We start from the raw sequence: 22,182 nt of genomic DNA, 5'->3' as shown, positions 1-22,182 counted from the left end.
CTCGGGGCCATGCCAGTGTCCCTCTCCCCCGGGCGGGTCGAGATCCAGCTTGGCGAGCGCAGCTATCCGATCCTGATCGGCAGCGGCCTGCTCGGCGAGCCGGGCCATTTCGACGCCGTCCCTGCCGCTGCTGCGGCCCTGATCGTCAGCAATACCACGGTGGCGCCGCTCTATGCGCAGGCCCTGCGCGACACCCTGGCCTGCCGCTTCCAGGCCGTCCACATGCTGGAGCTGCCCGATGGTGAGGTGCACAAGGACTGGGCGACGCTGAATCTGATCTTCGACGCATTGCTGCGCCACGGCTGTGACCGCAAGACGGTGCTGTTTGCGCTCGGCGGCGGCGTGGTGGGCGACATGGTCGGCTTCGCGGCGGCCAGCTACATGCGGGGCGTGCCCTTCGTGCAGGTGCCGACCACCCTCCTGGCGCAGGTCGATTCCTCGGTGGGCGGCAAGACGGCGATCAACCATCCCCTGGGCAAGAACATGATCGGCGCCTTCTACCAGCCGCGCCTCGTGTTGTGCGACCTCGCCACGCTGTCCACGCTGCCGGCGCGCGAGCTCAGCGCGGGCCTGGCCGAGATCATCAAGTACGGCCCGATCTACGACATGCGCTTCTTCGACTGGATCGAGGCGAACATCGACGCGTTGATGGCGCGCGATCCTGCCGCGCTCGCGCGCGCGGTGCGGCGCAGCTGCGAGATCAAGGCGGCGGTCGTGGGGCAGGACGAGCGCGAGAGCGGCCTGCGCGCGATCCTCAATTTCGGCCATACCTTCGGCCATGCCATCGAGGCTGGCCTGGGTTATGGCGAGTGGCTGCACGGCGAGGCCGTCGGCTGCGGCATGGTCCTGGCCGCGCGGCTGTCGCAACGGCTGGGTGGCGTCGACGAGGCCTTCGTGCAGCGGCTCTCGGCGCTTGTCGAGCGCGCTGGCCTGCCGGTCGTGGCCCCCGCGCTGAGTGCGGAACGCTACCTCGAACTGATGCGGATCGACAAGAAGTCGGAGGCCGGCGAGATCCGCTTCGTGGTCATCGACAAGCCCGGGTCGGCCACCATGCGCAGCGCACCTGACGCCATGGTGCGCGAGGTGCTGGCGCAGGGCTGCGCGGCCTGACCCGGCATCGGGCAATGAGCCTGGCACCCTACGCGAGTCATCCGGCACAGTCGCGCGGCCGGCGCCATGCGGAGCCCCCGGCGCCCACGCGGGACGACTTCCAGCGCGACCGCGACCGCATCGTGCATTCGACCGCTTTCCGGCGTCTGGTCTACAAGACGCAGGTCTTCCTCAACCACGAGGGCGACCTGTTCCGCACCCGCCTTACCCATTCCCTGGAAGTGGCGCAGCTCGGCCGCTCGATCGCGCGTGCGTTGCGGCTCAACGAGGACCTGGTGGAGGCCATCGCGCTGGCCCATGACCTGGGCCATACACCCTTCGGCCATGCAGGGCAGGACGCGCTGGATGCCTGCATGGCGCAGCACGGTGGCTTCGAGCACAACCTGCAGAGCCTGCGCGTGGTGGATGCGCTCGAGCACCGCTATCCGCAATACGACGGGCTGAACCTGAGCTTCGAGACCCGTGAGGGCATCCTCAAGCATTGCTCGCGCGCCAACGCCGAGCGACTGGAGGCCGCCGAGCCGGGGGGCGTCGGGCGACGCTTCTGTGAACGCACCCAGCCGGGGCTGGAGGCGCAGCTGTGCAACCTGGCCGACGAGATCGCCTACAACGCTCACGACATCGACGATGGCGTGCGCTCGGGCCTGATCGAGCTGGACCGCCTGGACGAGGTCGCGCTCTTCAGCCGCTACCTGCGCGAGACGCGGGACGAGCACCCGCAGCTGCAGGGCCGTCGCGTGCTCTACGAAGCCATCCGCCGCATGCTGAGCGCGCAGGTCTACGACGTGATCGACGCGACCCGCGCCGCGCTGGAAACAGCTGCGCCGGTCGATGCAGATGCAGTGCGCCGCGCCGCGCCGCTGGTGCTCTTCAGCGCCACGATGCGCGCCCAGTCGACCGAGCTCAAGCAGTTTCTTTTCCGCAACCTCTACCGGCATCCGCGCGTGATGCAGACCACCGGCCGGGCGCAGGAGGTGGTGCGCGAGCTTTTCTCCGCCTACATCGAGGATCCGGGACAGATGCCGGCATCTTTTGCGCAGCGCGACGACCGCCAGCGCGCGGTGGCCGACTACATCGCTGGCATGACGGATCGCTTCGCGATTCGCGAGCACGAGCGCCTCACCGGGCGGCGGTGGATCGAATGAGCCTGCCTCCTTCTCCGGCGGCCGCTGCAGCCCGTGTCCCCGGCGCTGCGCTGGCCGTGGTGCTGGCCGGCGTGTCCGCGGCCCTGCACCTGGGCAAGTTGCCGCCGGCCGTGCCGGCGCTGCAGGCCACCCTCGGCATCGGGCTGGTCGAGGCGGGCTTCCTCCTGGCGCTGGTGCAGGTGGCCGGCATGACACTGGGCATGGTGTTCGGCCTGCTGGCCGATGCCGTCGGGCTGCGGCGCAGCATGCTGGCAGGCTTGGTCGTGGTGACGGCGGCCAGCGTGCTGGGCGGGTGGGTCGGCGCCGCTGGGCACTCCGGTCCCCGGGCAGTTCATTGGCTGCTGGCCCTGCGGGCGCTCGAGGGCGTGGGCTTCCTGCTGGCCGTGATGCCCGGGCCTGGCCTGATCCGGGCCCTGTCGCCGCCGAATGTGGAGAAGAAGGCGCTCGGCCTCTGGGGCGCCTACATGCCGCTGGGCGTTGCCTTGGCGCTGCTGCTCGGGCCGGCGCTGATCGCCTGGGGTGGCTGGCCGGGCTGGTGGTGGGTGCTATCGGCGGTCTCGGCGATGGCGGCGGTCTGGGTGTGGCTGGTGGTACCGAGCGACCGGCGCCTGCGCATTGCGCAGGCGATGCCGTCACCGTCGCGTTGGTCGGCACGCCTGCTCGACACGGCCCGCTCCGCCGGTCCCTGGACGCTGGCGCTGGCCTTCGCGGTGTACTCCTCGCAATGGATGGCCGTGATCGGCTTCCTCCCCGCGATCTATGCCGATGCCGGCGTGCCCGCCGCCTGGAACGCTGCGTTGACCGCGCTGGCGGCCGCGATGAACATCGTCGGCAACATCAGCGGAGGCCGGTTCCTCCAGCGCGGCGTCGCGCCCGAGCGCCTGCTGCGCTGGGGCTTTGTCGTCATGGCACTGGGTAGCGTCGCGGCTTTCGCGCAGATCGGTCCGGGCAGCGCGGAGGGCTTGCCGCCGGCGTTGCGCTATCTGGCCGTCTGCCTGTTCTCGCTGGCTGGAGGCATGATTCCGGCGACCCTCTTCATGCTCTCGGTCCGGCTCGCGCCCGGACCCGCGACCGTCTCGACAACGGTGGGCCTGATGCAGCAGGCCTCTTCCCTGGGCCAGTTCATCGCACCGCCGGTGGTGGCCTGGATAGCCCATCGGGCCGGCGGCTGGCAGTGGACCTGGGGCGTGACGCTGGCCTGCTCGCTGGCCGGCCTTGCGCTGGCGGCGCGTGTGGCGCCGGGGCGGGCCCGCACGGGGACGGCAGCATGAGCGGTGCGACCCCAGCTTCGGCCGAACAGGCGGTGCAGGACACGCAGCGCTGGCTCGAACGTGCGGTGATCGGGCTGAACCTGTGTCCCTTCGCCAAGGCCGTGCATGCGCGCGGCCAGATCCATTACGCCGTCTACCAGCAGGACGAGGAGGGCGGCCTCATCGACGCGCTGCTGGACGAAGCCCGTGCGCTCGCGGCCTCCAACGCCGCAGAGCGCGACACCACGCTTCTGATTGCCCCGAACATCTTGACCGACTTTCTGGACTTCAACGGTTTCACGGCCCGTGCCGAGCGCCGCCTGGCGCGCGCCGGCTTCGAAGGCCAATTCCAACTGGCCAGCTTCCACCCGCGCTTCCAGTTCGCCGGGACGGAGGCTGACGACATCACGAACGCGACCAACCGCGCGCCGTATCCCACACTGCACCTGCTGCGAGAGGACAGCGTGAGCCGTGCCGTCGAGGCCTTCCCGGATGCAGAAGCCATCTTCGGGCGCAACATGCAGACGCTGGAACAGCTGGGGCACGAAGGATGGGCGGCGCTGGACATCGGCCCGCGTGGAGCGGCATCATGAGCAAGGCATCCGTCGCCAAGGCGTACAAGGCCGAGGCCGAGCTGCAGGAGATCTTGCGGCCGGGCCAGTCGATCGAGCTTCTCAAGGAACTCCACATCCTCACGCGCGAAGGCCGGCTCAACCAGGACTCGCGCCGCAAGCTCAAGCAGGTCTATCACCTCTTCCAATTCATCGAGAAGCTGCTCGGCGAGCTGCCGGAGGAGGGCGCCCAAGCCACGCTCGCCGACCATGGGGCCGGGAAGTCCTACCTCGGCTTCATCATCTACGACCTGTTTTTCCAGCCCCGAGGCGGAGGGCATGTGTACGGCATCGAGACGCGCGCGGAGCTGGTCGAGAAGTCGCGCGCGTTGGCGGCGCGGCTGGGCTTCGAGCGCATGTCCTTCCTCAACATCAGTGCGGCCGAATCCGCCGACGCGGCCGAATTGCCGGCGCAGGTCGATGTCGTGACCGCGCTGCATGCCTGCGACACCGCCACCGACGATGCCATCGCCTTCGGCCTGGCCAAGCAGGCGCGCTTCATGGTGCTCGTGCCCTGCTGCCAGGCCGAGGTGGCGGGTTGCCTGCGCCAGAGCAAGGCGCTGGCGTTGTCGCGCACCCCCCTCGCCGAACTGTGGCGCCATCCCCTGCACACGCGCGAGATCGGCAGTCAGCTCACCAACGTGCTGCGTTGCCTCTATCTGGAGGCACACGGTTACCAGGTTACCGTGACTGAACTGGTGGGCTGGGAGCACAGCCTGAAGAACGAGCTGATCATTGCGCGCCGTACCGGCCATCGCAAGGCCAGCGCCGCGACCCGGCTGCAGGAACTGCTTGCCCAGTTCGGCCTCGACGCCCTGCAGGAAACGCGCTTCCGCCTGCACTGAAATGGCACGCCTGCCTCGCCTCACGCTGGCCGGCCAGCCGCACCACGTGATCCAGCGCGGCAACAACCGCCAGCCCATCTTCGTCGACAGCGCGGACCGCGAGATGCTGCTGGGCCTGCTGGGCGAGAACGCGGTGCGCCTGGGCATCGCGCTGCATGCCTACGTGCTGATGGACAACCACTACCACCTGCTCGCCACGCCGGACAGTGCCGACGGCCTGCCCTTGTGGATGCAGGCGGTGGGCCGGCGCTACGTGCGCTACTTCAACGACCGTCACGGACGCACCGGCACCTTGTGGGAGGGGCGGTACAAGTCCACGCTGATCCAGTCGGACCGCTACCTGCTGACGTGCATGGCCTACATCGACCTGAACCCGGTGCGGGCCGGCATCGCGGCCGAGGCCCGCGACTATCCGTGGTCCAGCCATGCGCATTACGCCGGGTTGCGGCACGACAGGCTGGTGACGCCACACCCCCTCTACTGGTCGCTGGGCAACACGCCCTTTGCGCGCGAGGCCGCCTATGCCGAATTGGTGCGCGGTGGCGTGGCATCGGCCGACCAGGCCGCGCTGACCGACGCCACCCTGCATGGCTGGGCTGTCGGCGATTCCGACTTCATCGATGCCCTTCAGAAGAACACGCCACGCCGCGTGTTGAGGGCGCGGCCGGGCCGTCCCCCGTCTCAGCGCGATTGAGCCACATCCGCTCGCGGACCGTTCATCAGCATACTTAATCTGTCCCTATTTTTATTCCTAGTCAAAAACTCAACATTTATTTGGAATCTGACCCCAAATAAAACACTTGGCATTGTTTGTGCAACGCAATATCCTTCACCTCCCTGCGAAAAACTGAAGGAGTGCGCCCATGACGACGGCTGCCGAGATCGAACATCTCCAACAACACGGCCTCTATTCCGCGGCCGACGAGCATGACGCCTGCGGCGTCGGCTTCGTGGCCCACATCAAGGGCGAGAAAAGCCACAGCATCGTCGTCCAGGGCCTGAAGATCCTGGAAAACCTGGACCATCGCGGCGCAGTGGGCGCTGACAAGCTGATGGGCGACGGCGCCGGCATCCTGATCCAGCTGCCCGACGTGCTGTACCGCGAGGAGATGGCCAAGCAGGGCGTGACGCTGCCGCCGCCCGGCGAGTACGGCGTGGGCATGATCTTCCTCCCCAAGGAACACGCATCGCGCGAAGCCTGTGAGCAGGAGCTGGAACGCGCCATCAAGGCCGAAGGGCAAGTGCTGCTGGGCTGGCGCGACGTGCCGGTCAACCGCGAGATGCCCATGTCGCCCGCGGTGCGCAAAAAGGAGCCGCTGCTGCGCCAGGTCTTCATCGGCCGCGGCAACGACGTGATCGTGCAGGACGCCCTGGAGCGCAAGCTCTACGTCATCCGCAAGACGGCCAGCGCCGCCATCCAGCGCCTGAAGCTCAAGCACAGCAAGGAGTATTACGTCCCGAGCATGTCGAGCCGCACGGTGGTCTACAAGGGCCTGCTGCTGGCCGATCAGGTGGGCACCTACTACCTCGACCTGCAGGACAAGCGCTGCATTTCGGCCCTGGGCCTGGTGCACCAGCGCTTCTCCACCAACACCTTCCCCGAGTGGCCGCTGGCCCACCCGTACCGTTATGTCGCCCACAACGGCGAGATCAACACGGTCAAGGGCAACTACAACTGGATGAAGGCGCGAGAGGGCGTGATGTCCTCGCCGGTGCTGGCCGCCGACCTGCAGAAGCTGTACCCGATCAGCTTCGCCGACCAGTCCGACACCGCCACCTTCGACAACTGCCTCGAACTGCTCACGATGGCCGGCTACCCGATCAGCCAGGCCGTGATGATGATGATCCCCGAGCCCTGGGAGCAGCACGCGACCATGGACCCGCGCCGGCGCGCCTTCTACGAATACCACGCTGCGATGCTCGAGCCCTGGGACGGTCCGGCCTCGATCGTCTTCACCGACGGCCGCCAGATCGGCGCCACGCTGGACCGCAACGGCCTGCGTCCCTCGCGCTACTGCGTGACGGACGACGACCTGGTCATCATGGCCTCCGAATCCGGCGTGCTGCCGGTGCCGGAGCAGAAGATCGTCCGCAAGTGGCGCCTGCAGCCCGGCAAGATGTTCCTGATCGACCTGGAGCAGGGCCGCATGATCGACGACGAGGAGGTCAAGGCCACCCTCGCCAACAGCAAGCCCTACAAGCAGTGGATCGAGAATCTGCGCATCAAGCTCGACAGCGTCGAGGCGGAGGCGGTGCAGCCCCCGATCAGCCAGGTCGCCCTGCTCGATCGCCAGCAGGCCTTCGGCTACACGCAGGAAGACATCAAATTCCTGATGAGCCCCATGGCCGCGGCCGGCGAGGAAGGCATCGGCTCCATGGGCAACGACAGCCCGCTGGCCGTGCTGTCCGACAAGAACAAGCCGCTCTACAACTACTTCAAGCAGCTCTTCGCGCAGGTGACCAACCCGCCGATCGACCCGATCCGCGAAGCCATCGTGATGTCGCTCGTGTCCTTCATCGGCCCGAAGCCGAACCTGCTGGACATCAACCAGGTCAACCCACCGATGCGGCTGGAGGTGAGCCAGCCCATCCTCGACTTCGCCGACATGGCGAAGCTGCGCGACATCGGCAAGTACACCCAGGGCAAGTTCAAGAGCTACACGCTCGACATCACCTACCCGCTTGCCTGGGGCGAGGAGGGCGTCGAAGCCAAGCTGGCCTCGCTGTGCGCCGAAGCGGTGGACGCCATCAAGGGTGGCCACAACATCCTCATCGTGAGCGACCGCGCGCTCAGCGCGACCCAGATCGCCATCCCGGCGCTGCTCGCGCTCTCGGCCATCCACCAGTACCTGGTGCGCGAGGGCCTGCGCACCACCGCCGGGCTGGTGGTGGAAACCGGCTCGGCGCGCGAAGTGCACCACTTCGGCGTGCTGGCCGGCTATGGTGCCGAGGCCGTGCATCCCTACCTCGCCATGGAAACCCTGGCCGCGATGCACGAGGACCTGCAGGGCGACCTGAGCGCCGAGAAGGCCATCTACAACTACGTCAAGGCGATCGGCAAGGGCCTGTCCAAGATCATGTCGAAGATGGGCGTCAGCACCTACATGAGCTACTGCGGCGCCCAGCTCTTCGAGGCCATCGGCCTCAATGCGGAGACGGTGTCCAAGTACTTCACCGGCACCGCCAGCCGGGTCGAGGGCATCGGCGTCTTCGAGATCGCGCAGGAAGCCATCCGCATGCACAAGGCGGCCTTCGGCGACGACCCGGTGCTGGCGCACATGCTGGACGCCGGTGGCGAATACGCCTGGCGCACCCGCGGCGAGGAGCACATGTGGACGCCCGACGCCATCGCCAAGCTGCAGCACAGCACCCGCGCCAACAACTTCAATACCTACAAGGAATACGCGCAGCTCATCAACGACCAGAACCGCCGCCACCTGACGCTGCGCGGCCTGTTCGAGTTCAGGATCGATCCGGCCAAGGCGATTCCGGTGGACGAAGTCGAGCCGGCGAGCGAGATCGTCAAGCGCTTTGCGACCGGCGCCATGTCGCTGGGCTCCATCAGCACCGAAGCGCATTCGACCCTGGCCGTGGCCATGAACCGCATCGGCGGCAAGAGCAACACCGGCGAAGGCGGTGAAGATCCGGCGCGCTATCGCAACGAGCTCAAGGGCATCCCGATCAAGCAGGGCGACACGCTCAAGAGCGTGATCGGCGAGGCCAACGTCGAGGTCGACCTGCCGCTGGCCGACGGCGACTCGCTGCGCTCGCGCATCAAGCAGGTGGCCTCGGGCCGCTTCGGCGTCACCGCCGAGTACCTGGCCTCGGCCGATCAGCTGCAGATCAAGATGGCGCAGGGCGCCAAGCCCGGCGAGGGCGGCCAGCTGCCCGGCGGCAAGGTCTCCAACTACATCGGCCAGCTGCGCTACTCGGTTCCGGGCGTGGGCCTGATCTCGCCGCCGCCGCACCACGACATCTACTCGATCGAGGACCTGGCGCAGCTGATCCACGACCTGAAGAACGTGGCCCCGCACGCCAGCGTCAGCGTCAAGCTGGTGAGCGAGGTCGGCGTCGGCACCATCGCGGCCGGCGTGGCCAAGTGCAAGAGCGACCACGTGGTGATCGCGGGCCATGACGGCGGCACCGGCGCCTCGCCGTGGTCCTCGATCAAGCACGCGGGCAGCCCGTGGGAGATCGGCCTGGCCGAGACCCAGCAGACCCTGGTGCTCAACCGGCTGCGCGGCCGCATCCGCGTGCAGGCCGACGGCCAGATGAAGACCGGCCGCGACGTTGCGATCGGCGCGCTGCTGGGCGCCGACGAGTTCGGCTTCGCGACCGCCCCCCTGGTGGTCGAGGGCTGCATCATGATGCGCAAGTGCCACCTGAACACCTGCCCGGTCGGCGTGGCCACGCAGGACCCGGTGCTGCGCAAGAAGTTCTCGGGCAAGCCCGAGCACGTGGTGAACTACTTCTTCTTCGTCGCCGAGGAAGTGCGCCAGATCATGGCGCAGTTGGGCATCCGCAAGTTCGACGACCTGATCGGCCGCGCCGATCTGCTCGACACCCGCAAGGGCATCGCCCATTGGAAGGCGCGCGGCCTGGACTTCAGCCGCCTGTTCGCCCAGCCCAACGTGCCGGCCGACGTGCCGCGCTTCCACGTCGAGGCGCAGGACCACGGCCTCGCGAAGAGCCTGGACAACAAGCTGATCGAGAAGTCGCGCCCCGCCATCGAGAAGGGCGAGAAGGTGCAGTTCATCGAGGTGGCGCGCAACGTCAACCGCTCGGTCGGCGCCATGCTCTCGGGCGCGCTCACCAAGGTGCATCCGCAGGGCCTGCCGGACGACTCGATCCGCATCCAGCTCGAGGGCACCGGCGGCCAGTCCTTCGGCGCCTTCCTGGCGCGCGGCATCACGCTCTACCTGATCGGCGATGCCAACGACTACACCGGCAAGGGCCTGTCGGGCGGCCGTGTGGTGGTGCGCCCCAGCCTGGACTTCCGGGGCGAGGCGACCCGCAACATCATCGTCGGCAACACCGCGCTGTACGGCGCGACCACGGGCGAGGCCTTCCTCAGCGGGGTGGCGGGCGAGCGCTTCGCGGTGCGTCTGTCGGGCGCCACCGCGGTGGTCGAAGGCACCGGTGACCACGGCTGCGAGTACATGACCGGCGGCACGGTGGTGGTGCTGGGCAAGACCGGGCGCAACTTTGCCGCCGGCATGAGCGGCGGCGTGGCCTTCGTCTACGACGAGGACGGGCAGTTCGCCTCGCGCTGCAACCTGGCCATGGTCTCGCTCGACAAGGTGCTGACCTCGGCCGAGCAGACCGCCAGCGTGCATCGCAAGATCTGGCACGAGGGCGAGACCGACGAGGCCCGGCTCAAGAAACTGCTCGAGGACCATCACCGCTGGACCGGCAGCAAGCGCGCGCGCGAGCTGCTCGACACCTGGGCCGTGTCCCGGACCAAGTTCGTCAAGGTGTTCCCGAACGAATACAAGCGCGCGCTGGCCGAGATCCACGATCGCAAGGTCGAGCTCACCAGCAGCGGCAACAACGCGCACGTGGGCCTGGAGCCGCATGCGGTCGTCAACAAGCCGGTCACGGCCTGATCAAACAACAAACTCTTCACACGCCGTGCAGCCTCTCTACGCGTAGCACCTGTCTCCCTTCGGGGAGCACCGCGGAACCGGCTTTGCCGGGCCGCTGGTGCTGCCCCCGTGAGGGGGGAGGAGGCTACACGAAGTGAGCAAGCGACGGGGGTGAGCAAAGGAAATACGATGGGAAAGATCACCGGCTTCATGGAGCACGAGCGCATCGAAGAGGGCTACAAGCCCGTCGAGGAGCGCGTCAAGCACCACAAGGAATTCGTCGTCGGCCTCGATGACAAGCAGGCCAAGGTGCAGGGTGCGCGCTGCATGGACTGCGGCACGCCGTTCTGCAACAGCGGCTGCCCTGTCAACAACGTCATTCCGGACTTCAACGACCTTGTGTACCGCAACGACTGGCAGAGCGCCTTCGCGGTGCTGGACTCGACCAACAACTTTCCCGAGTTCACCGGCCGCATCTGCCCCGCGCCCTGCGAAGCGGCCTGCGTGCTGAACGTGAACGACGACGCGGTCGGCATCAAGTCCATCGAGCACGCGATCATCAACCGCGCGTGGCAGGAAGCGTGGGTCGCGCCGCGCCCGGCCCGGCACAAGACCGGCAAGAAGGTCGCGGTGGTGGGCTCCGGCCCCGCCGGCATGGCGGCCGCGCAGCAGCTCGCGCGCGTCGGCCATGACGTGACCCTGTTCGAGAAGAACGACCGCATCGGCGGCCTGCTGCGCTACGGCATCCCCGACTTCAAGATGGAGAAGACGCATATCGACCGCCGCATCGAGCAGATGAAGGCGGAGGGCGTCGTGTTCCGCCCCGGCGTAATGGTCGGCGCCGCCAAGGACCCGCTGGGCAAGGGCTCCAAGGTCACCAACTGGGCCAAGGAGACGGTGACGCCCGAGCAGCTCGACAAGGAATTCGACGCCGTGGTCCTGACCGGCGGCGCCGAGCAGTCGCGCGATCTGCCGGTGCCGGGGCGCGACCTCGACGGCATCCATTTCGCGATGGAGTTCCTGCCGCAGCAGAACAAGATCAACGCCGGCGACAAGGTCAAGGGCCAGATCCGGGCCGATGGCAAGCACGTGATCGTGATCGGCGGCGGCGACACCGGCTCCGACTGCGTGGGCACCAGCAACCGCCACGGCGCGGCCAGCGTGACCCAGTTTGAGCTGATGCCCCAGCCGCCCGAGGAGGAGAACCGCCCGCTGACCTGGCCCTACTGGCCCTACAAGCTGCGCACCAGCTCCAGCCACGAGGAGGGCTGCGAGCGCGAATTCGCCATCGCCACCAAGGAATTCATCGGCGAGAAGGGCAAGGTCACTGGCCTGAAAACCGTCCGCGTCGAGTGGAAGGACGGCAAGATGAGCGAGGTCCCCGGCTCCGAGCAGGTGCTCAAGGCCGACCTGGTGCTGCTGGCCATGGGCTTCGTGAGTCCCGTCGCCGGCGTGCTGGAGGCTTTCGGCGTCGAGAAGGACGGCCGCGGCAACGCCAAGGCCGGCGTCGACTTCATCGGTGGCTATGCGACCAACGTGCCCAAGGTGTTTGCGGCCGGCGACATGCGCCGAGGCCAGTCACTGGTGGTCTGGGCCATCCGCGAGGGGCGCCAGGCGGCGCGCGCGGTCGACGAGTTCCTGATGGGCTACAGCGATCTGCCGCGCTGAATTAGGCGGGGATTGGCCTCCCACTTTCGGCGCATGGGCACGTCCCGTGCTTCATTTATCATGGCCGCCACCGTGAGCCGGGGATGCCTCAGGCGCCCTGGCTTTTCTGTTGCCCATGAAGCCTTCCGATTCCTCACTTGTCGAGTTCCGCGATATCCGCTTCGGCTACGGCGATCGCGCGATCCTCGACGGCGTCTCCTTCACCGTCCCCCGCGGCAAGGTGACGGCGCTCATGGGCGCCTCCGGCGGCGGTAAGACCACCGTGCTGCGCCTGATCGGCGGCCAGGTGCGCGCGCAGCGCGGCGAGGTGCTGTTCGATGGGCAGGACATCGGCCGGATGGGCAGCGATGCACTCTATGCCGCGCGTCGCCGCATGGGCATGCTGTTCCAGTTCGGCGCGCTTTTCACCGATATGAGCGTGTTCGACAACGTTGCCTTCCCGCTGCGCGAGCACACGCGGCTGCCCGAGGCGCTGGTGCGCGACATCGTGCTCATGAAGCTCGACGCCGTCGGCCTGCGCGGCGCCCGCCAGCTGATGCCCAGCGAGGTGTCCGGCGGCATGGCCCGCCGCGTGGCGCTGGCCCGGGCGATCGCGCTCGATCCCGACTTGGTGATGTACGACGAGCCCTTCGCCGGCCTCGACCCGATCTCGCTGGGCACGGCGGCGCGGCTGATCCGCCAGCTCAACGACACGCTGGGCCTGACCAGCGTGGTGGTGTCGCACGACCTCGAGGAAACCTTCCGCATCGCCGACCACGTGATCATCCTGGCCAACGGCGGCATCGCCGCCCAAGGCAGGCCGCAGGACGTGCGGGCGAGTGCCGACCCACTGGTGCACCAGTTCGTCAATGCGCTGCCCGACGGGCCGGTGCATTTCCATTACCCCGGCGTCGCCGTCGAGGACGACTTCGGCAACAACAGCCATGGGGAGCGGGCGTGAGCGCCGCCCGGCCGCCCGAAGGCGCTCGCCCCCTCCTTCAGGAGGGGGTGCGCGAAGTACACGAAGTGACGAGCCTGGGGGAGGTCGTCCAATGACCTGGTACAGGCCTGCCGATGCCGGATTCGCCGTCCGGTCCAAGCTGGTGGACTTTGGCGCGGCCGCGCGGCTCTTCGTGCGCCTCAGCCTTCACGGCGCGCGCAGCCTGCGCCGCTTCGGCTTGGTGCGTGACCAGATCCATTTCCTCGGCAACTACTCGCTGGCCATCATCGCGGTCTCGGGCCTGTTCGTGGGCTTCGTGCTCGGGCTGCAGGGCTACTACACGCTGCAGCGCTATGGTTCCTCCGAGGCCTTGGGTCTGCTGGTGGCGCTGAGCCTGGTGCGCGAGCTCGGCCCGGTGGTGGCGGCGCTGCTTTTCGCGGGGCGTGCAGGCACCTCGCTGACGGCCGAGATCGGCCTCATGAAGGCCGGCGAGCAGCTCAGCGCCATGGAGATGATGGCGGTGGATCCGGTGCAGCGCATCCTGGCGCCGCGCTTCTGGGCCGGCGTGATCACCATGCCGCTCCTGGCTGCGGTGTTCAGCGCGGTCGGCGTGATCGGCGGCTGGGTCGTCGGCGTGCCGATGCTCGGCGTCGATCCCGGCGCCTTCTGGGGCCAGATGCAGGGCGGCGTCGACGTCTGGCGTGACGTGGGCAACGGCGTGGTCAAGAGCGTTGTCTTCGGCTTCACCGTCACCTTCATCGCGCTGCTTCAGGGCTTCGAGGCGCAGCCGACGCCCGAGGGTGTGTCCCGAGCCACCACCCGGACCGTGGTCGCGGCTTCGCTCGCGGTGCTCGGTCTCGATTTCCTGCTGACCGCCATGATGTTCAGCATCTAGTAGAAATAAGCCATGCAACGCTCCAAGAATGACGTCTGGGTCGGCCTGTTCGTGCTCATCGGCGCGGCGGCGCTGCTCTTCCTCGCACTCCAGTCCGCGAACCTGCTGAGCCTGAGCTTCCAGAAGACCTATGCCATCACCGCGCGCTTCGACAACATCGGCGGACTCAAGCCGCAGACGGCCGTCAAGAGCGCAGGCGTGGTGGTCGGCCGCGTCGAATCGATCACGTTCGACGACAAGAACTTCCAGGCCAGCGTGACGATTGCGTTGCAAAGCCGTTACAGTTTCCCGAAGGACAGCTCCCTCAAGATCCTGACCAGCGGCCTGCTCGGAGAGCAGTACATCGGGATCGAGGCGGGCGCCGAGGAGAAGAGCCTGCAAGCCGGTGACATCATCACCTCGACGCAGTCGGCAGTCGTGCTGGAGAACCTGATCGGACAGTTTCTCTACAGCAAGGCGGCCGACGGCAGCGCGCCGCCGGCCAACAGCAACAAGAAATGAAAACACCGACCCCACAAGACCCGTCACCGGCCCGGCGCAGCCTTTCCCTGGTCCTTCGCGGCCTGACCGCGGCCGCGGCCCTCACCCTGGCCGCGGGCTGCGCGACCGGCCCCGGTGCCAATCCAGCCGACCCCTTCGAGCCCTTCAACCGCGGCGTCGCGAAGTTCAACGACAACGTCGACGACGCGGTGCTCAAGCCGGTGGCGAGCGCCTACCGCCGCGTCCTGCCTTCCTTCGTGCGCACCGGCGTGAACAACTTCTTCGGCAACCTGTCCGACGTGTGGAACTTCGCCAACAGCGTGATGCAGCTCAACCTGCGGCACAGCACCGACAACTTCATGCGGATTCCGGTCAACACGGTCTTCGGCCTCGGCGGGTTGCTCGACGTCGCCACCGAAGCCGGCATCGACCGCCACCCGGAGGACTTCGGCCAGACCCTGGGCCGCTGGGGTGTGCCGAGCGGGCCCTACGTGGTGCTGCCGCTGCTCGGTCCCTCGACCGTGCGCGACGGCTCGGCCCTGCTGGTCGACCGCCGGGGCGACCTGGTGAACCAGATCGACGACATCCCATGGCGCAACTCGATGTACGTGCTGCGCGTGGTCGACACGCGCTCCAACTTCCTGCGTGCCAGCGAGCTGCTGGGCGAGGCCGCGCTCGACAAGTATTCGTTCACGCGGGACGCCTACCTGCAGCGTCGGCGCAACGATATTCACAACGGCGACCTGCCGAACGACGGCAATTGAGGCCCGCTGCGCTTGCATCCGGTTGCCGGTGCCCTCGCCGTGGTGGGAACCTGCCGGCGCAGCTCCGCCTCCAAACCGCCAACGCTCGCCGGACCTGAAACTTCAACAAGGGACTTTTTCGATGACCCAGACCCTGCAACGACGCTCCTTCGGACGCCTGGCCCTGGCCGGGGTGCTGCTCGCGGGCGCCGCAGCTTTCGTGCGCCCGGTGCATGCCGCCGACGAGACGCCCGACGCGCTGGTCAAGCGCATCTCGACCGATGTGCTCGAGACCATCAAGGCCGACAAGTCGATCAAGGCCGGCGACGTCGCCAAGATCATGGCGCTGGTCGACGCCAAGATCATGCCCCACGTGAACTTCCAGCGCATGACGGCCTCCGCGGTCGGGCCGGCCTGGCGCCAGGCCACGCCCGAGCAGCAGCAGCGCCTGCAGGAAGAGTTCAAGAAGCTGCTGGTGCGCACCTACGCCGGCGCGCTCGACCAGGTCAGCGACCAGTCGGTGGTGGTGCGCCCCTTCCGCGGCTCGCCCGACGACAACGAAGTGCTGGTGCGCACCGAGGTCCGCGGCAGCAGTGGCGATCCGGTCCAGCTGGACTACCGGCTCGAGAAGACCCCGGGCCAGGGTGGCGGCTGGAAGGTCTACAACCTCAATGTGCTGGGTGTCTGGCTGGTCGACACCTACCGCAGCCAGTTCTCGCAGGAGATCAATGCCAAGGGCATCGACGGGCTGATCGCCGCACTCGTGGCGCGCAACTCGCGCAACGGCAGCAAGAAGTAGGGCATCCCTCGCGATGCTGGTCCTGCCGCCCAAGCTCACGCACGACGAAGCACCGGCCTGCGTGCTCATGCTGCGCCAGGGGCTGGCGGGGCAGGCTGCATCGTCCACCGTGGTGGATGCCAGTGCCCTCGAGCAGTTCGACTCCTCGGCATTGGCGGTGCTGCTCGAATGTCGGCGCGAGTCCAGCGCGCTCGGGCGCGGCTTCGCGGTGAAGGGCCTGCCTCCGCGCCTGCGCGAACTTGCCTCGCTCTACGGCGTGGCGGGGCTCCTGCCGGCTGCGCCGTAGCCGAAGGCCTTTTTCCGGCCCTGGGGCGGAAAAACGCCGGGGCCCTAAAATCCCGGGCTCTCATGCCCGCGATCTCCTTCCAATCGGTCTCCAAGACCTACCCCGCCTCGCGCCAGCAGCGCGCCCAGGGAAAGCCAGGCCTGCGCGCAGTCGACGGGGTCACCTTCCAGATCGAAGAGGGCGAATTCTTCGGCCTGCTGGGGCCCAACGGCGCCGGCAAGACCACCCTGATCAGCATGCTCGCCGGCCTGTCCCGGCCCAGCGCGGGCGCCATCAGCGTCCATGGCTTCGACGTGCAGCGCGAGTACAGCCAGGCGCGGCGCCAGCTCGGCGTGGTGCCGCAGGAGCTGGTGTTCGATCCCTTCTTCAACGTGCGCGAGTCGCTGCGTATCCAGTCCGGCTACTTCGGCATCAAGAACAACGACGACTGGATCGACGAACTGCTGACCAGCCTGGGCCTGGCCGACAAGGCCACCGCCAACATGCGCCAGCTCTCCGGCGGCATGAAGCGCCGGGTGCTGGTGGCGCAGGCCCTGGTGCACAAGCCGCCGGTGATCGTGCTGGACGAGCCCACGGCCGGCGTCGACGTCGAGCTGCGCCAGACACTGTGGCAATTCGTCGCCAAGCTCAACAAGCAGGGCAGCACGGTGCTGCTGACCACCCACTACCTCGAGGAGGCCGAGGCCCTGTGCCATCGTATCGCGATGCTCAAGCAGGGCCGCGTGATCGCGCTGGACCGCACCAGCGAGCTGCTGCGCTCCGCCGCCAGCAACGTGCTGCGCTTCAAGACCGATGGCATGCTGCCCTGGGAACTGGCCCAGCATGCGCGCATCACCGGCCGCATCGTGCAATTGCCGGCGCAGAACGCGCGCGAGGTCGAGCAACTCCTGGCCGCGATCCGCGAAGCCGGTCTCGACGTCGAGGACGTCGAGATGCGCAAGGCCGATCTGGAAGACGTGTTCATCGACCTGATGGCAGGTGAGCAGACGCCGCTGGAGGTGGCGCGATGAGCGCCGCGCCGGGCCGCCCCAAGCAAGCTCGCGCCCCCTCGGGGGGCAGCGAGGACACGAAGTGCCGAGAGTGGGGGCTCAAATGATGATTCACGCTCTGGGCTGGCGCGCGCTGCTCTACAAGGAAACGCTGCGCTTCTGGAAGGTCGGCTTCCAGACCGTCGGTGCGCCGGTGCTCACCGCGCTGCTTTACCTGATGGTCTTCGGCCACGTGCTGGAGGACCACGTCAAGGTCTATGGCTCGGTCAGCTACACGGCCTTCCTGGTGCCCGGTCTGGTGATGATGAGCGTGCTGCAGAACGCCTTCGCCAACAGCTCGTCCTCGATCATCCAGAGCAAGATCATGGGCAGCCTGGTCTTCGTGCTGCTGACGCCGCTGTCGCACTGGGGCTGGTTCCTGGCCTACGTAGGCTCCTCGATCGTGCGCGGGCTGGCGGTGGGGTTGGGGGTGTTCGTAGTGACGTCCATCTTCGCCTTGCCGGGCTTCGAGGCGCCGCTGTGGATCGCCGTGTTCGCTTTCCTGGGCGCCGCCATCCTCGGCACGCTGGGCCTGATCGCCGGCCTCTGGGCCGAGAAGTTCGACCAGATGGCGGTGTTCCAGAACTTCCTGATCATGCCCATGACCTTCCTGTCGGGCGTGTTCTATTCAATCAACTCGCTGCCGCCCTTCTGGCAGACGGTGAGCCACCTGAACCCCTTCTTCTACATGATCGACGGCTTCCGCTACGGCTTCTTCGGCATCAGCGACATCTCGCCGTGGGTGAGCCTGGCCATCGTGGGTGGCGCCTGGCTGGTCGTGAGCGCGATCGCCGTGCACCTGCTGCGCATCGGCTACAAGATCCGCGGATGACAATGGCCCCCAGGCTTTTCACTCGCTGCGCTCGCGCAACTCCACCCCCCGAGGGGGCTGGGCCGCCTTGGGGCGGCCCGGTGGCGGCCCCTTCTCCCTTATGACTGCCGACGAACTCCAATCCATCATCCAGGCCGGCCTGCCCTGCGAGCACATCGCGCTCGAGGGCGACGGCCGCCACTGGTACGCCACCATCGTCTCCGCCGAGTTCGAGGGCAAGCGCGCGATCCAGCGACACCAGCGCGTCTACGCCACTCTCGGTGCCAAAATGCATACGGACGAGGTGCACGCGCTTTCGATGAAGACCTTCACGCCCGCGGAATGGGCGGCCCAGAACTCCTAGTTTTCTCGCGGACCTTTCATGGACAAACTCCTGATTCGCGGCGGGCGCCAGCTCCGCGGCGAGGTGCTCATTTCAGGCGCGAAGAACGCCGCCCTGCCGGAGCTCTGCGCGGCGCTGCTGACCGACCGCCCCGTCACGCTGCACAACGTGCCGCGCCTGAACGACGTGGGCACCATGCTCAAGCTGCTGCGCAACATGGGCGTGGCGGCCGAGCGCGACGACAACGGCACGGTGGCGCTCGATGCCGGCGCGCTGCACCTGCCGGAAGCGCCCTATGAACTGGTGAAGACGATGCGGGCCTCGGTGCTCGCGCTGGGCCCGCTGCTCGCTCGCTTCGGCCAGGCCAAGGTCTCGCTGCCGGGCGGCTGCGCGATCGGCTCGCGGCCGGTGGACCAGCACATCAAGGGCCTGCAAGCCATGGGCGCCGAGATCGTGGTCGAGCACGGCTACATGGTCGCGAGCATCGGCGGCGGCCGACGCCGGCTGCATGGCGCGCGCATCACCACCGACATGGTGACCGTCACCGGCACCGAGAACTTCCTGATGGCCGCTGCACTCGCCGAGGGCGAGACCGTGCTGGAGAACGCCGCTCAGGAGCCCGAGATCGCCGACCTGGCGGAGATGCTGATCGAGATGGGCGCGAAGATCGAGGGCCATGGCACCAGCCGGATCCGCATCCAGGGCGTGGAGAGGCTCCAGGGCACAACCCATCGCGTGGTGGCCGACCGCATCGAGGCCGGCACCTTCCTGTGCGCCGTCGCGGCCGCCGGCGGCGAGGCGCTGCTGCGCCATGGCCGCGCCGACCACCTGGACGCCGTGATCGAGAAGCTGCGCGAGGCCGGCGTGGAGGTCAGCGCGGTGGAGGGGGGCATCCGCGTGCGCAGCCAGGGCCGCCTGAAGGCGCAGAGCTTCCGCACCACGGAGTACCCGGGCTTCCCGACCGACATGCAGGCCCAGTTCATGGCGCTCAACGTGATCGCCGAGGGCACCTCGACCGTGACCGAGACCATCTTCGAGAACCGCTTCATGCACGTGGACGAGATGCTGCGCCTGGGCGCCAAGATCCAGACCGATGGGAAGGTGGCCGTGATCGAGGGCGTGCCCCAGCTCTCGGGAGCGACCGTGATGGCCACCGACCTGCGCGCCTCCGCCAGCCTGGTCATCGCCGGCCTGGTGGCCGAGGGCGAGACCCTGGTCGACCGCATTTACCACCTGGACCGCGGCTACGACCGCATGGAAGGCAAGCTGCGCGGCCTCGGCGCCGACATCGAGCGCGTGGCCGGGCCGGCGGAGTACCAGCCGTGATCACGCTCGCACTGTCCAAGGGCCGCATCTTCGACGAGACCCTGCCGCTGCTGGCAGCGGCCGGCATCGAGGTCAGCGAGGACCCGGAGAAATCGCGCAAGCTGATCATCGGCACCTCGCGGCCGGACGTGCGCGTGGTGCTGGTGCGCGCTTCCGACGTGCCCACCTATGTGCAGTACGGTGGTGCCGATCTGGGCGTGACCGGGCTCGACGTACTGCTGGAGCATGGCAACCAGGGCCTGTACCAGCCGCTGGACCTGCGCATCGCGGCCTGCCGCCTGAGCGTGGCCGTGCGCGCCGATTACGATTACGCCTCGGCCGTGCGCCAGGGCTCGCGCATCAAGGTCGCGACCAAGTACGTCGGCCTGGCGCGCGACTTCTTCGCCAGCAAGGGCGTGCACGTGGACCTGATCAAGCTCTACGGCAGCATGGAGCTGGCGCCGCTCACCGGCCTGGCCGACGCCATCGTCGACCTGGTGTCGACCGGCAACACGCTCAAGGCGAACCAGCTGGTCGAGGTCGAGCGCATCATGGACATCAGCGCCCGCCTGGTGGTCAACCAGGCCGCGCTCAAGCTCAAGCAGGCGCCGATTCGCCGCATCATCGACGCCTTCGCCGCCGCCATTCCCTCCGCCTGAAATGAATGTGAAAGCCACCCCCGCCCGCCTGTCGACCGCCTCGGCCAGCTTCGAAGCCGACTTCAAGGCGCGGCTGCACTGGTCGGCAGACACGGATGCCGCGATCGAGCAGGTGGTGGCGGACATCCTGGACGACGTGCGCCGGCGGGGCGATGCCGCCGTACTCGACTACACCCGCCGCTTCGACCGGCTTGATGTGGCCGGACTGGAGGCCTTGGAGCTGCGCGCATCCGAGCTGCAGGCGGCCTTCGACGGCCTGCCCGCGGCGCAGCGCGAGGCGCTCGAGGCCGCAGCCCGGCGCGTGCGCAGCTACCACGAGGCCCAGAAGAAGGCCAGCGGCGAGAGCTGGAGCTACCGCGACGCCGACGGCACGCTGCTGGGCCAGAAGGTCACGCCGCTGGACCGGGTCGGCATCTACGTGCCGGGCGGCAAGGCCGCCTATCCGTCGAGCGTGCTGATGAACGCCATTCCCGCCCAGGTGGCGGGCGTCGGCGAGATCATCATGGTCGTGCCGACGCCCGGCGGCGAGAAGAACACGCTGGTGCTGGCCGCGGCCCACGTAGCCGGCGTGACCCGCGCCTTCACCATCGGCGGCGCCCAGGCGGTGGCCGCGCTGGCCTACGGCACCGCCACCATCCCGGCCGTCGACAAGATCACCGGCCCCGGCAACGCCTACGTGGCGGCCGCCAAGCGCCGCGTCTTCGGCACGGTGGGCATCGACATGATCGCGGGCCCGAGCGAGATCCTGGTGCTGGCCGACGGCAGCACGCCGCCCGACTGGGTGGCGATGGACCTGTTCAGCCAGGCCGAGCACGACGAGCTCGCGCAGAGCATCCTGCTGTGCCCCGATGCCGCCTACATCGAACGCGTACAGCAGGAGATCGACCGCCTGCTGCCCGCCATGCCGCGCGCGGCCATCATCGCGGCCTCGCTCAACGGCCGCGGCGCGCTGATCCACACGAAGAGCATGGAAGAGGCCTGCGCCATCAGCAATCGCATCGCGCCCGAGCACCTCGAGGTCAGCAGCCGCGAGCCGGCGCGCTGGGAGCCGCTGCTGCGGCATGCCGGCGCGATCTTCCTCGGCGCCTACACCAGCGAGAGCCTGGGCGACTACTGTGCCGGGCCCAACCACGTGCTGCCTACCAGCGGCACCGCGCGCTTCAGTTCGCCGCTGGGCGTCTACGATTTCCAGAAGCGCTCCAGCCTGATCGAGGTGAGCGAGGCGGGGGCGCAGGCCCTGGGCCGCGTCGCCGTGACGCTGGCCGAGGGTGAGGGCCTCCAGGCGCACGCCGAGGCCGCCCGCATGCGCCTGCGCCAGGAGCCGTGATGGCGATCCCGGCGCGAGGGCCCTTGCGCTGCCTGGCCTGGGTGGGCCTGCTGGCGGCCGGTGCCGCCTGCCAGGCCATGAGCATCCGCGAGCTGCGCATGCTGGAAGCCAACGAGAAGGACGGCAAGCTCTACGCCAACTACTACCTGGTCGGCGTGGTCGAAGGCCTGCGCGAGGCCAGCGAGGCCGAGCAGCGCGCCGGCCAGAAGCCGCTTTTCTGCGTCAACGGGCGCCGGCTGGAGCCTTCGATGGCGCGCACGCTCTACCAGAGCGAGTTGAGCCGCAATGCCGACAGCTACGAGGCAGACATGCCGGTGCAGCTGGTGGTGTCGGCCGCGCTGCGCAACAGCTACCGCTGCCCTTGAATCGACGA

Annotated in this window: 21 protein-coding genes; all 21 read left to right on the top strand. The window is 68.1% G+C overall.

Features of this window, described 5'->3' with window-relative positions; translation table 11 throughout:
- Positions 1-9: 9 nt before the first annotated feature.
- The 21 genes from aroB to A8M77_RS07690 all read left to right on the top strand — a co-directional run bounded on the left by aroB (position 10) and on the right by A8M77_RS07690 (position 22,174).
- Complete coding sequence (gene aroB / locus A8M77_RS07790; protein ID WP_086920983.1) at positions 10-1,110, top strand: 3-dehydroquinate synthase; 1,101 nt, start codon at positions 10-12, stop codon at positions 1,108-1,110.
- A gap of 14 nt (positions 1,111-1,124) precedes the next feature.
- Positions 1,125-2,255 (top strand): deoxyguanosinetriphosphate triphosphohydrolase, encoded by a 1,131-nt coding sequence (locus A8M77_RS07785; RefSeq protein WP_086920982.1) that lies wholly within the window; start codon positions 1,125-1,127, stop codon positions 2,253-2,255.
- Complete coding sequence (locus tag A8M77_RS07780) at positions 2,252-3,526, top strand: MFS transporter (RefSeq protein ID WP_086920981.1); 1,275 nt, start codon at positions 2,252-2,254, stop codon at positions 3,524-3,526. The genes A8M77_RS07785 and A8M77_RS07780 overlap by 4 nt, the downstream gene beginning before the upstream one ends.
- Positions 3,523-4,098 carry a DUF1415 domain-containing protein gene (locus A8M77_RS07775; protein ID WP_086920980.1) on the top strand — a complete coding sequence of 192 codons (576 nt, stop codon included), beginning with the start codon at positions 3,523-3,525 and terminating at the stop codon, positions 4,096-4,098. Before A8M77_RS07780 ends, A8M77_RS07775 begins: the two co-directional genes overlap by 4 nt.
- Positions 4,095-4,961, top strand: coding sequence for a class I SAM-dependent methyltransferase (locus A8M77_RS07770; RefSeq protein ID WP_086920979.1), 867 nt, complete (start codon positions 4,095-4,097; stop codon positions 4,959-4,961). The genes A8M77_RS07775 and A8M77_RS07770 overlap by 4 nt, the downstream gene beginning before the upstream one ends.
- Position 4,962: 1 nt before the next feature.
- A complete protein-coding gene (locus A8M77_RS07765) occupies positions 4,963-5,655 on the top strand; it encodes a transposase (RefSeq protein WP_086920978.1) in 693 nt (230 codons plus the stop codon).
- A gap of 169 nt (positions 5,656-5,824) precedes the next feature.
- Entirely contained in the window at positions 5,825-10,567 is a 4,743-nt protein-coding gene (locus A8M77_RS07760) for a glutamate synthase-related protein (RefSeq protein WP_086920977.1), read from the top strand.
- A 168-nt stretch (positions 10,568-10,735) separates the two neighbouring features.
- Positions 10,736-12,214 carry a glutamate synthase subunit beta gene (locus A8M77_RS07755; protein ID WP_086920976.1) on the top strand — a complete coding sequence of 493 codons (1,479 nt, stop codon included), beginning with the start codon at positions 10,736-10,738 and terminating at the stop codon, positions 12,212-12,214.
- A gap of 115 nt (positions 12,215-12,329) precedes the next feature.
- The gene (locus tag A8M77_RS07750; RefSeq protein ID WP_086920975.1) at positions 12,330-13,154 is read left to right on the top strand and encodes an ABC transporter ATP-binding protein; all 825 of its coding nucleotides are present in this window, start codon (positions 12,330-12,332) and stop codon (positions 13,152-13,154) included.
- A gap of 91 nt (positions 13,155-13,245) precedes the next feature.
- Positions 13,246-14,028: a lipid asymmetry maintenance ABC transporter permease subunit MlaE gene (gene mlaE, locus A8M77_RS07745; RefSeq protein WP_086920974.1), complete on the top strand. Its 783-nt coding sequence runs from the start codon at positions 13,246-13,248 to the stop codon at positions 14,026-14,028.
- A gap of 12 nt (positions 14,029-14,040) precedes the next feature.
- Entirely contained in the window at positions 14,041-14,529 is a 489-nt protein-coding gene (gene mlaD / locus A8M77_RS07740; RefSeq protein WP_086920973.1) for an outer membrane lipid asymmetry maintenance protein MlaD, read from the top strand.
- A complete protein-coding gene (locus A8M77_RS07735; RefSeq protein ID WP_086920972.1) occupies positions 14,526-15,272 on the top strand; it encodes an MlaA family lipoprotein in 747 nt (248 codons plus the stop codon). Before mlaD ends, A8M77_RS07735 begins: the two co-directional genes overlap by 4 nt.
- Positions 15,273-15,393: 121 nt before the next feature.
- The gene (locus A8M77_RS07730; RefSeq protein WP_086920971.1) at positions 15,394-16,050 is read left to right on the top strand and encodes an MlaC/ttg2D family ABC transporter substrate-binding protein; all 657 of its coding nucleotides are present in this window, start codon (positions 15,394-15,396) and stop codon (positions 16,048-16,050) included.
- Positions 16,051-16,063: 13 nt separating this feature from the next.
- On the top strand, positions 16,064-16,336 hold the full coding sequence (locus tag A8M77_RS07725; protein WP_086920970.1) for an STAS domain-containing protein: 273 nt from the start codon (positions 16,064-16,066) through the stop codon (positions 16,334-16,336).
- A 62-nt stretch (positions 16,337-16,398) separates the two neighbouring features.
- Positions 16,399-17,346 (top strand): ABC transporter ATP-binding protein, encoded by a 948-nt coding sequence (locus A8M77_RS07720; protein WP_086920969.1) that lies wholly within the window; start codon positions 16,399-16,401, stop codon positions 17,344-17,346.
- 85 nt (positions 17,347-17,431) lie between these two features.
- Positions 17,432-18,196, top strand: coding sequence for an ABC transporter permease (locus A8M77_RS07715; RefSeq protein WP_086921046.1), 765 nt, complete (start codon positions 17,432-17,434; stop codon positions 18,194-18,196).
- A 100-nt stretch (positions 18,197-18,296) separates the two neighbouring features.
- Entirely contained in the window at positions 18,297-18,539 is a 243-nt protein-coding gene (locus tag A8M77_RS07710; protein WP_086920968.1) for a BolA family protein, read from the top strand.
- An 18-nt stretch (positions 18,540-18,557) separates the two neighbouring features.
- Positions 18,558-19,844 carry a UDP-N-acetylglucosamine 1-carboxyvinyltransferase gene (gene murA, locus A8M77_RS07705; RefSeq protein WP_086920967.1) on the top strand — a complete coding sequence of 429 codons (1,287 nt, stop codon included), beginning with the start codon at positions 18,558-18,560 and terminating at the stop codon, positions 19,842-19,844.
- Positions 19,841-20,482: an ATP phosphoribosyltransferase gene (hisG, locus tag A8M77_RS07700; protein ID WP_086920966.1), complete on the top strand. Its 642-nt coding sequence runs from the start codon at positions 19,841-19,843 to the stop codon at positions 20,480-20,482. Before murA ends, hisG begins: the two co-directional genes overlap by 4 nt.
- Position 20,483: 1 nt before the next feature.
- Positions 20,484-21,809, top strand: coding sequence for a histidinol dehydrogenase (gene hisD, locus A8M77_RS07695; protein WP_086920965.1), 1,326 nt, complete (start codon positions 20,484-20,486; stop codon positions 21,807-21,809).
- Complete coding sequence (locus A8M77_RS07690; RefSeq protein WP_086920964.1) at positions 21,809-22,174, top strand: hypothetical protein; 366 nt, start codon at positions 21,809-21,811, stop codon at positions 22,172-22,174. Before hisD ends, A8M77_RS07690 begins: the two co-directional genes overlap by 1 nt.
- The last annotated feature ends 8 nt before the right edge of the window (positions 22,175-22,182 follow it).

Origin of the sequence: Variovorax sp. JS1663 (assembly GCF_002157355.1) — a bacterium.
In the GTDB taxonomy this organism is placed as follows: Bacteria; Pseudomonadota; Gammaproteobacteria; order Burkholderiales; family Burkholderiaceae_C; genus Variovorax.
Note: the sequence above shows the minus strand (reverse complement) of the source record. Positions and strands in the feature narration are given on the sequence as shown.

What these genes read in the sequence shown, in the direction of transcription:
- aroB (WP_086920983.1), top strand. Translation starts at nt 10, where the DNA reads ATGCCAGTGTCCCTCTCCCCCGGGCGGGTCGAGATCCAGCTTGGCGAG.
- A8M77_RS07785 (WP_086920982.1), top strand. Translation starts at nt 1,125, where the DNA reads ATGAGCCTGGCACCCTACGCGAGTCATCCGGCACAGTCGCGCGGCCGG.
- A8M77_RS07780 (WP_086920981.1), top strand. Translation starts at nt 2,252, where the DNA reads ATGAGCCTGCCTCCTTCTCCGGCGGCCGCTGCAGCCCGTGTCCCCGGC.
- A8M77_RS07775 (WP_086920980.1), top strand. Translation starts at nt 3,523, where the DNA reads ATGAGCGGTGCGACCCCAGCTTCGGCCGAACAGGCGGTGCAGGACACG.
- A8M77_RS07770 (WP_086920979.1), top strand. Translation starts at nt 4,095, where the DNA reads ATGAGCAAGGCATCCGTCGCCAAGGCGTACAAGGCCGAGGCCGAGCTG.
- A8M77_RS07765 (WP_086920978.1), top strand. Translation starts at nt 4,963, where the DNA reads ATGGCACGCCTGCCTCGCCTCACGCTGGCCGGCCAGCCGCACCACGTG.
- A8M77_RS07760 (WP_086920977.1), top strand. Translation starts at nt 5,825, where the DNA reads ATGACGACGGCTGCCGAGATCGAACATCTCCAACAACACGGCCTCTAT.
- A8M77_RS07755 (WP_086920976.1), top strand. Translation starts at nt 10,736, where the DNA reads ATGGGAAAGATCACCGGCTTCATGGAGCACGAGCGCATCGAAGAGGGC.
- A8M77_RS07750 (WP_086920975.1), top strand. Translation starts at nt 12,330, where the DNA reads ATGAAGCCTTCCGATTCCTCACTTGTCGAGTTCCGCGATATCCGCTTC.
- mlaE (WP_086920974.1), top strand. Translation starts at nt 13,246, where the DNA reads ATGACCTGGTACAGGCCTGCCGATGCCGGATTCGCCGTCCGGTCCAAG.
- mlaD (WP_086920973.1), top strand. Translation starts at nt 14,041, where the DNA reads ATGCAACGCTCCAAGAATGACGTCTGGGTCGGCCTGTTCGTGCTCATC.
- A8M77_RS07735 (WP_086920972.1), top strand. Translation starts at nt 14,526, where the DNA reads ATGAAAACACCGACCCCACAAGACCCGTCACCGGCCCGGCGCAGCCTT.
- A8M77_RS07730 (WP_086920971.1), top strand. Translation starts at nt 15,394, where the DNA reads ATGACCCAGACCCTGCAACGACGCTCCTTCGGACGCCTGGCCCTGGCC.
- A8M77_RS07725 (WP_086920970.1), top strand. Translation starts at nt 16,064, where the DNA reads ATGCTGGTCCTGCCGCCCAAGCTCACGCACGACGAAGCACCGGCCTGC.
- A8M77_RS07720 (WP_086920969.1), top strand. Translation starts at nt 16,399, where the DNA reads ATGCCCGCGATCTCCTTCCAATCGGTCTCCAAGACCTACCCCGCCTCG.
- A8M77_RS07715 (WP_086921046.1), top strand. Translation starts at nt 17,432, where the DNA reads ATGATTCACGCTCTGGGCTGGCGCGCGCTGCTCTACAAGGAAACGCTG.
- A8M77_RS07710 (WP_086920968.1), top strand. Translation starts at nt 18,297, where the DNA reads ATGACTGCCGACGAACTCCAATCCATCATCCAGGCCGGCCTGCCCTGC.
- murA (WP_086920967.1), top strand. Translation starts at nt 18,558, where the DNA reads ATGGACAAACTCCTGATTCGCGGCGGGCGCCAGCTCCGCGGCGAGGTG.
- hisD (WP_086920965.1), top strand. Translation starts at nt 20,484, where the DNA reads ATGAATGTGAAAGCCACCCCCGCCCGCCTGTCGACCGCCTCGGCCAGC.
- A8M77_RS07690 (WP_086920964.1), top strand. Translation starts at nt 21,809, where the DNA reads ATGGCGATCCCGGCGCGAGGGCCCTTGCGCTGCCTGGCCTGGGTGGGC.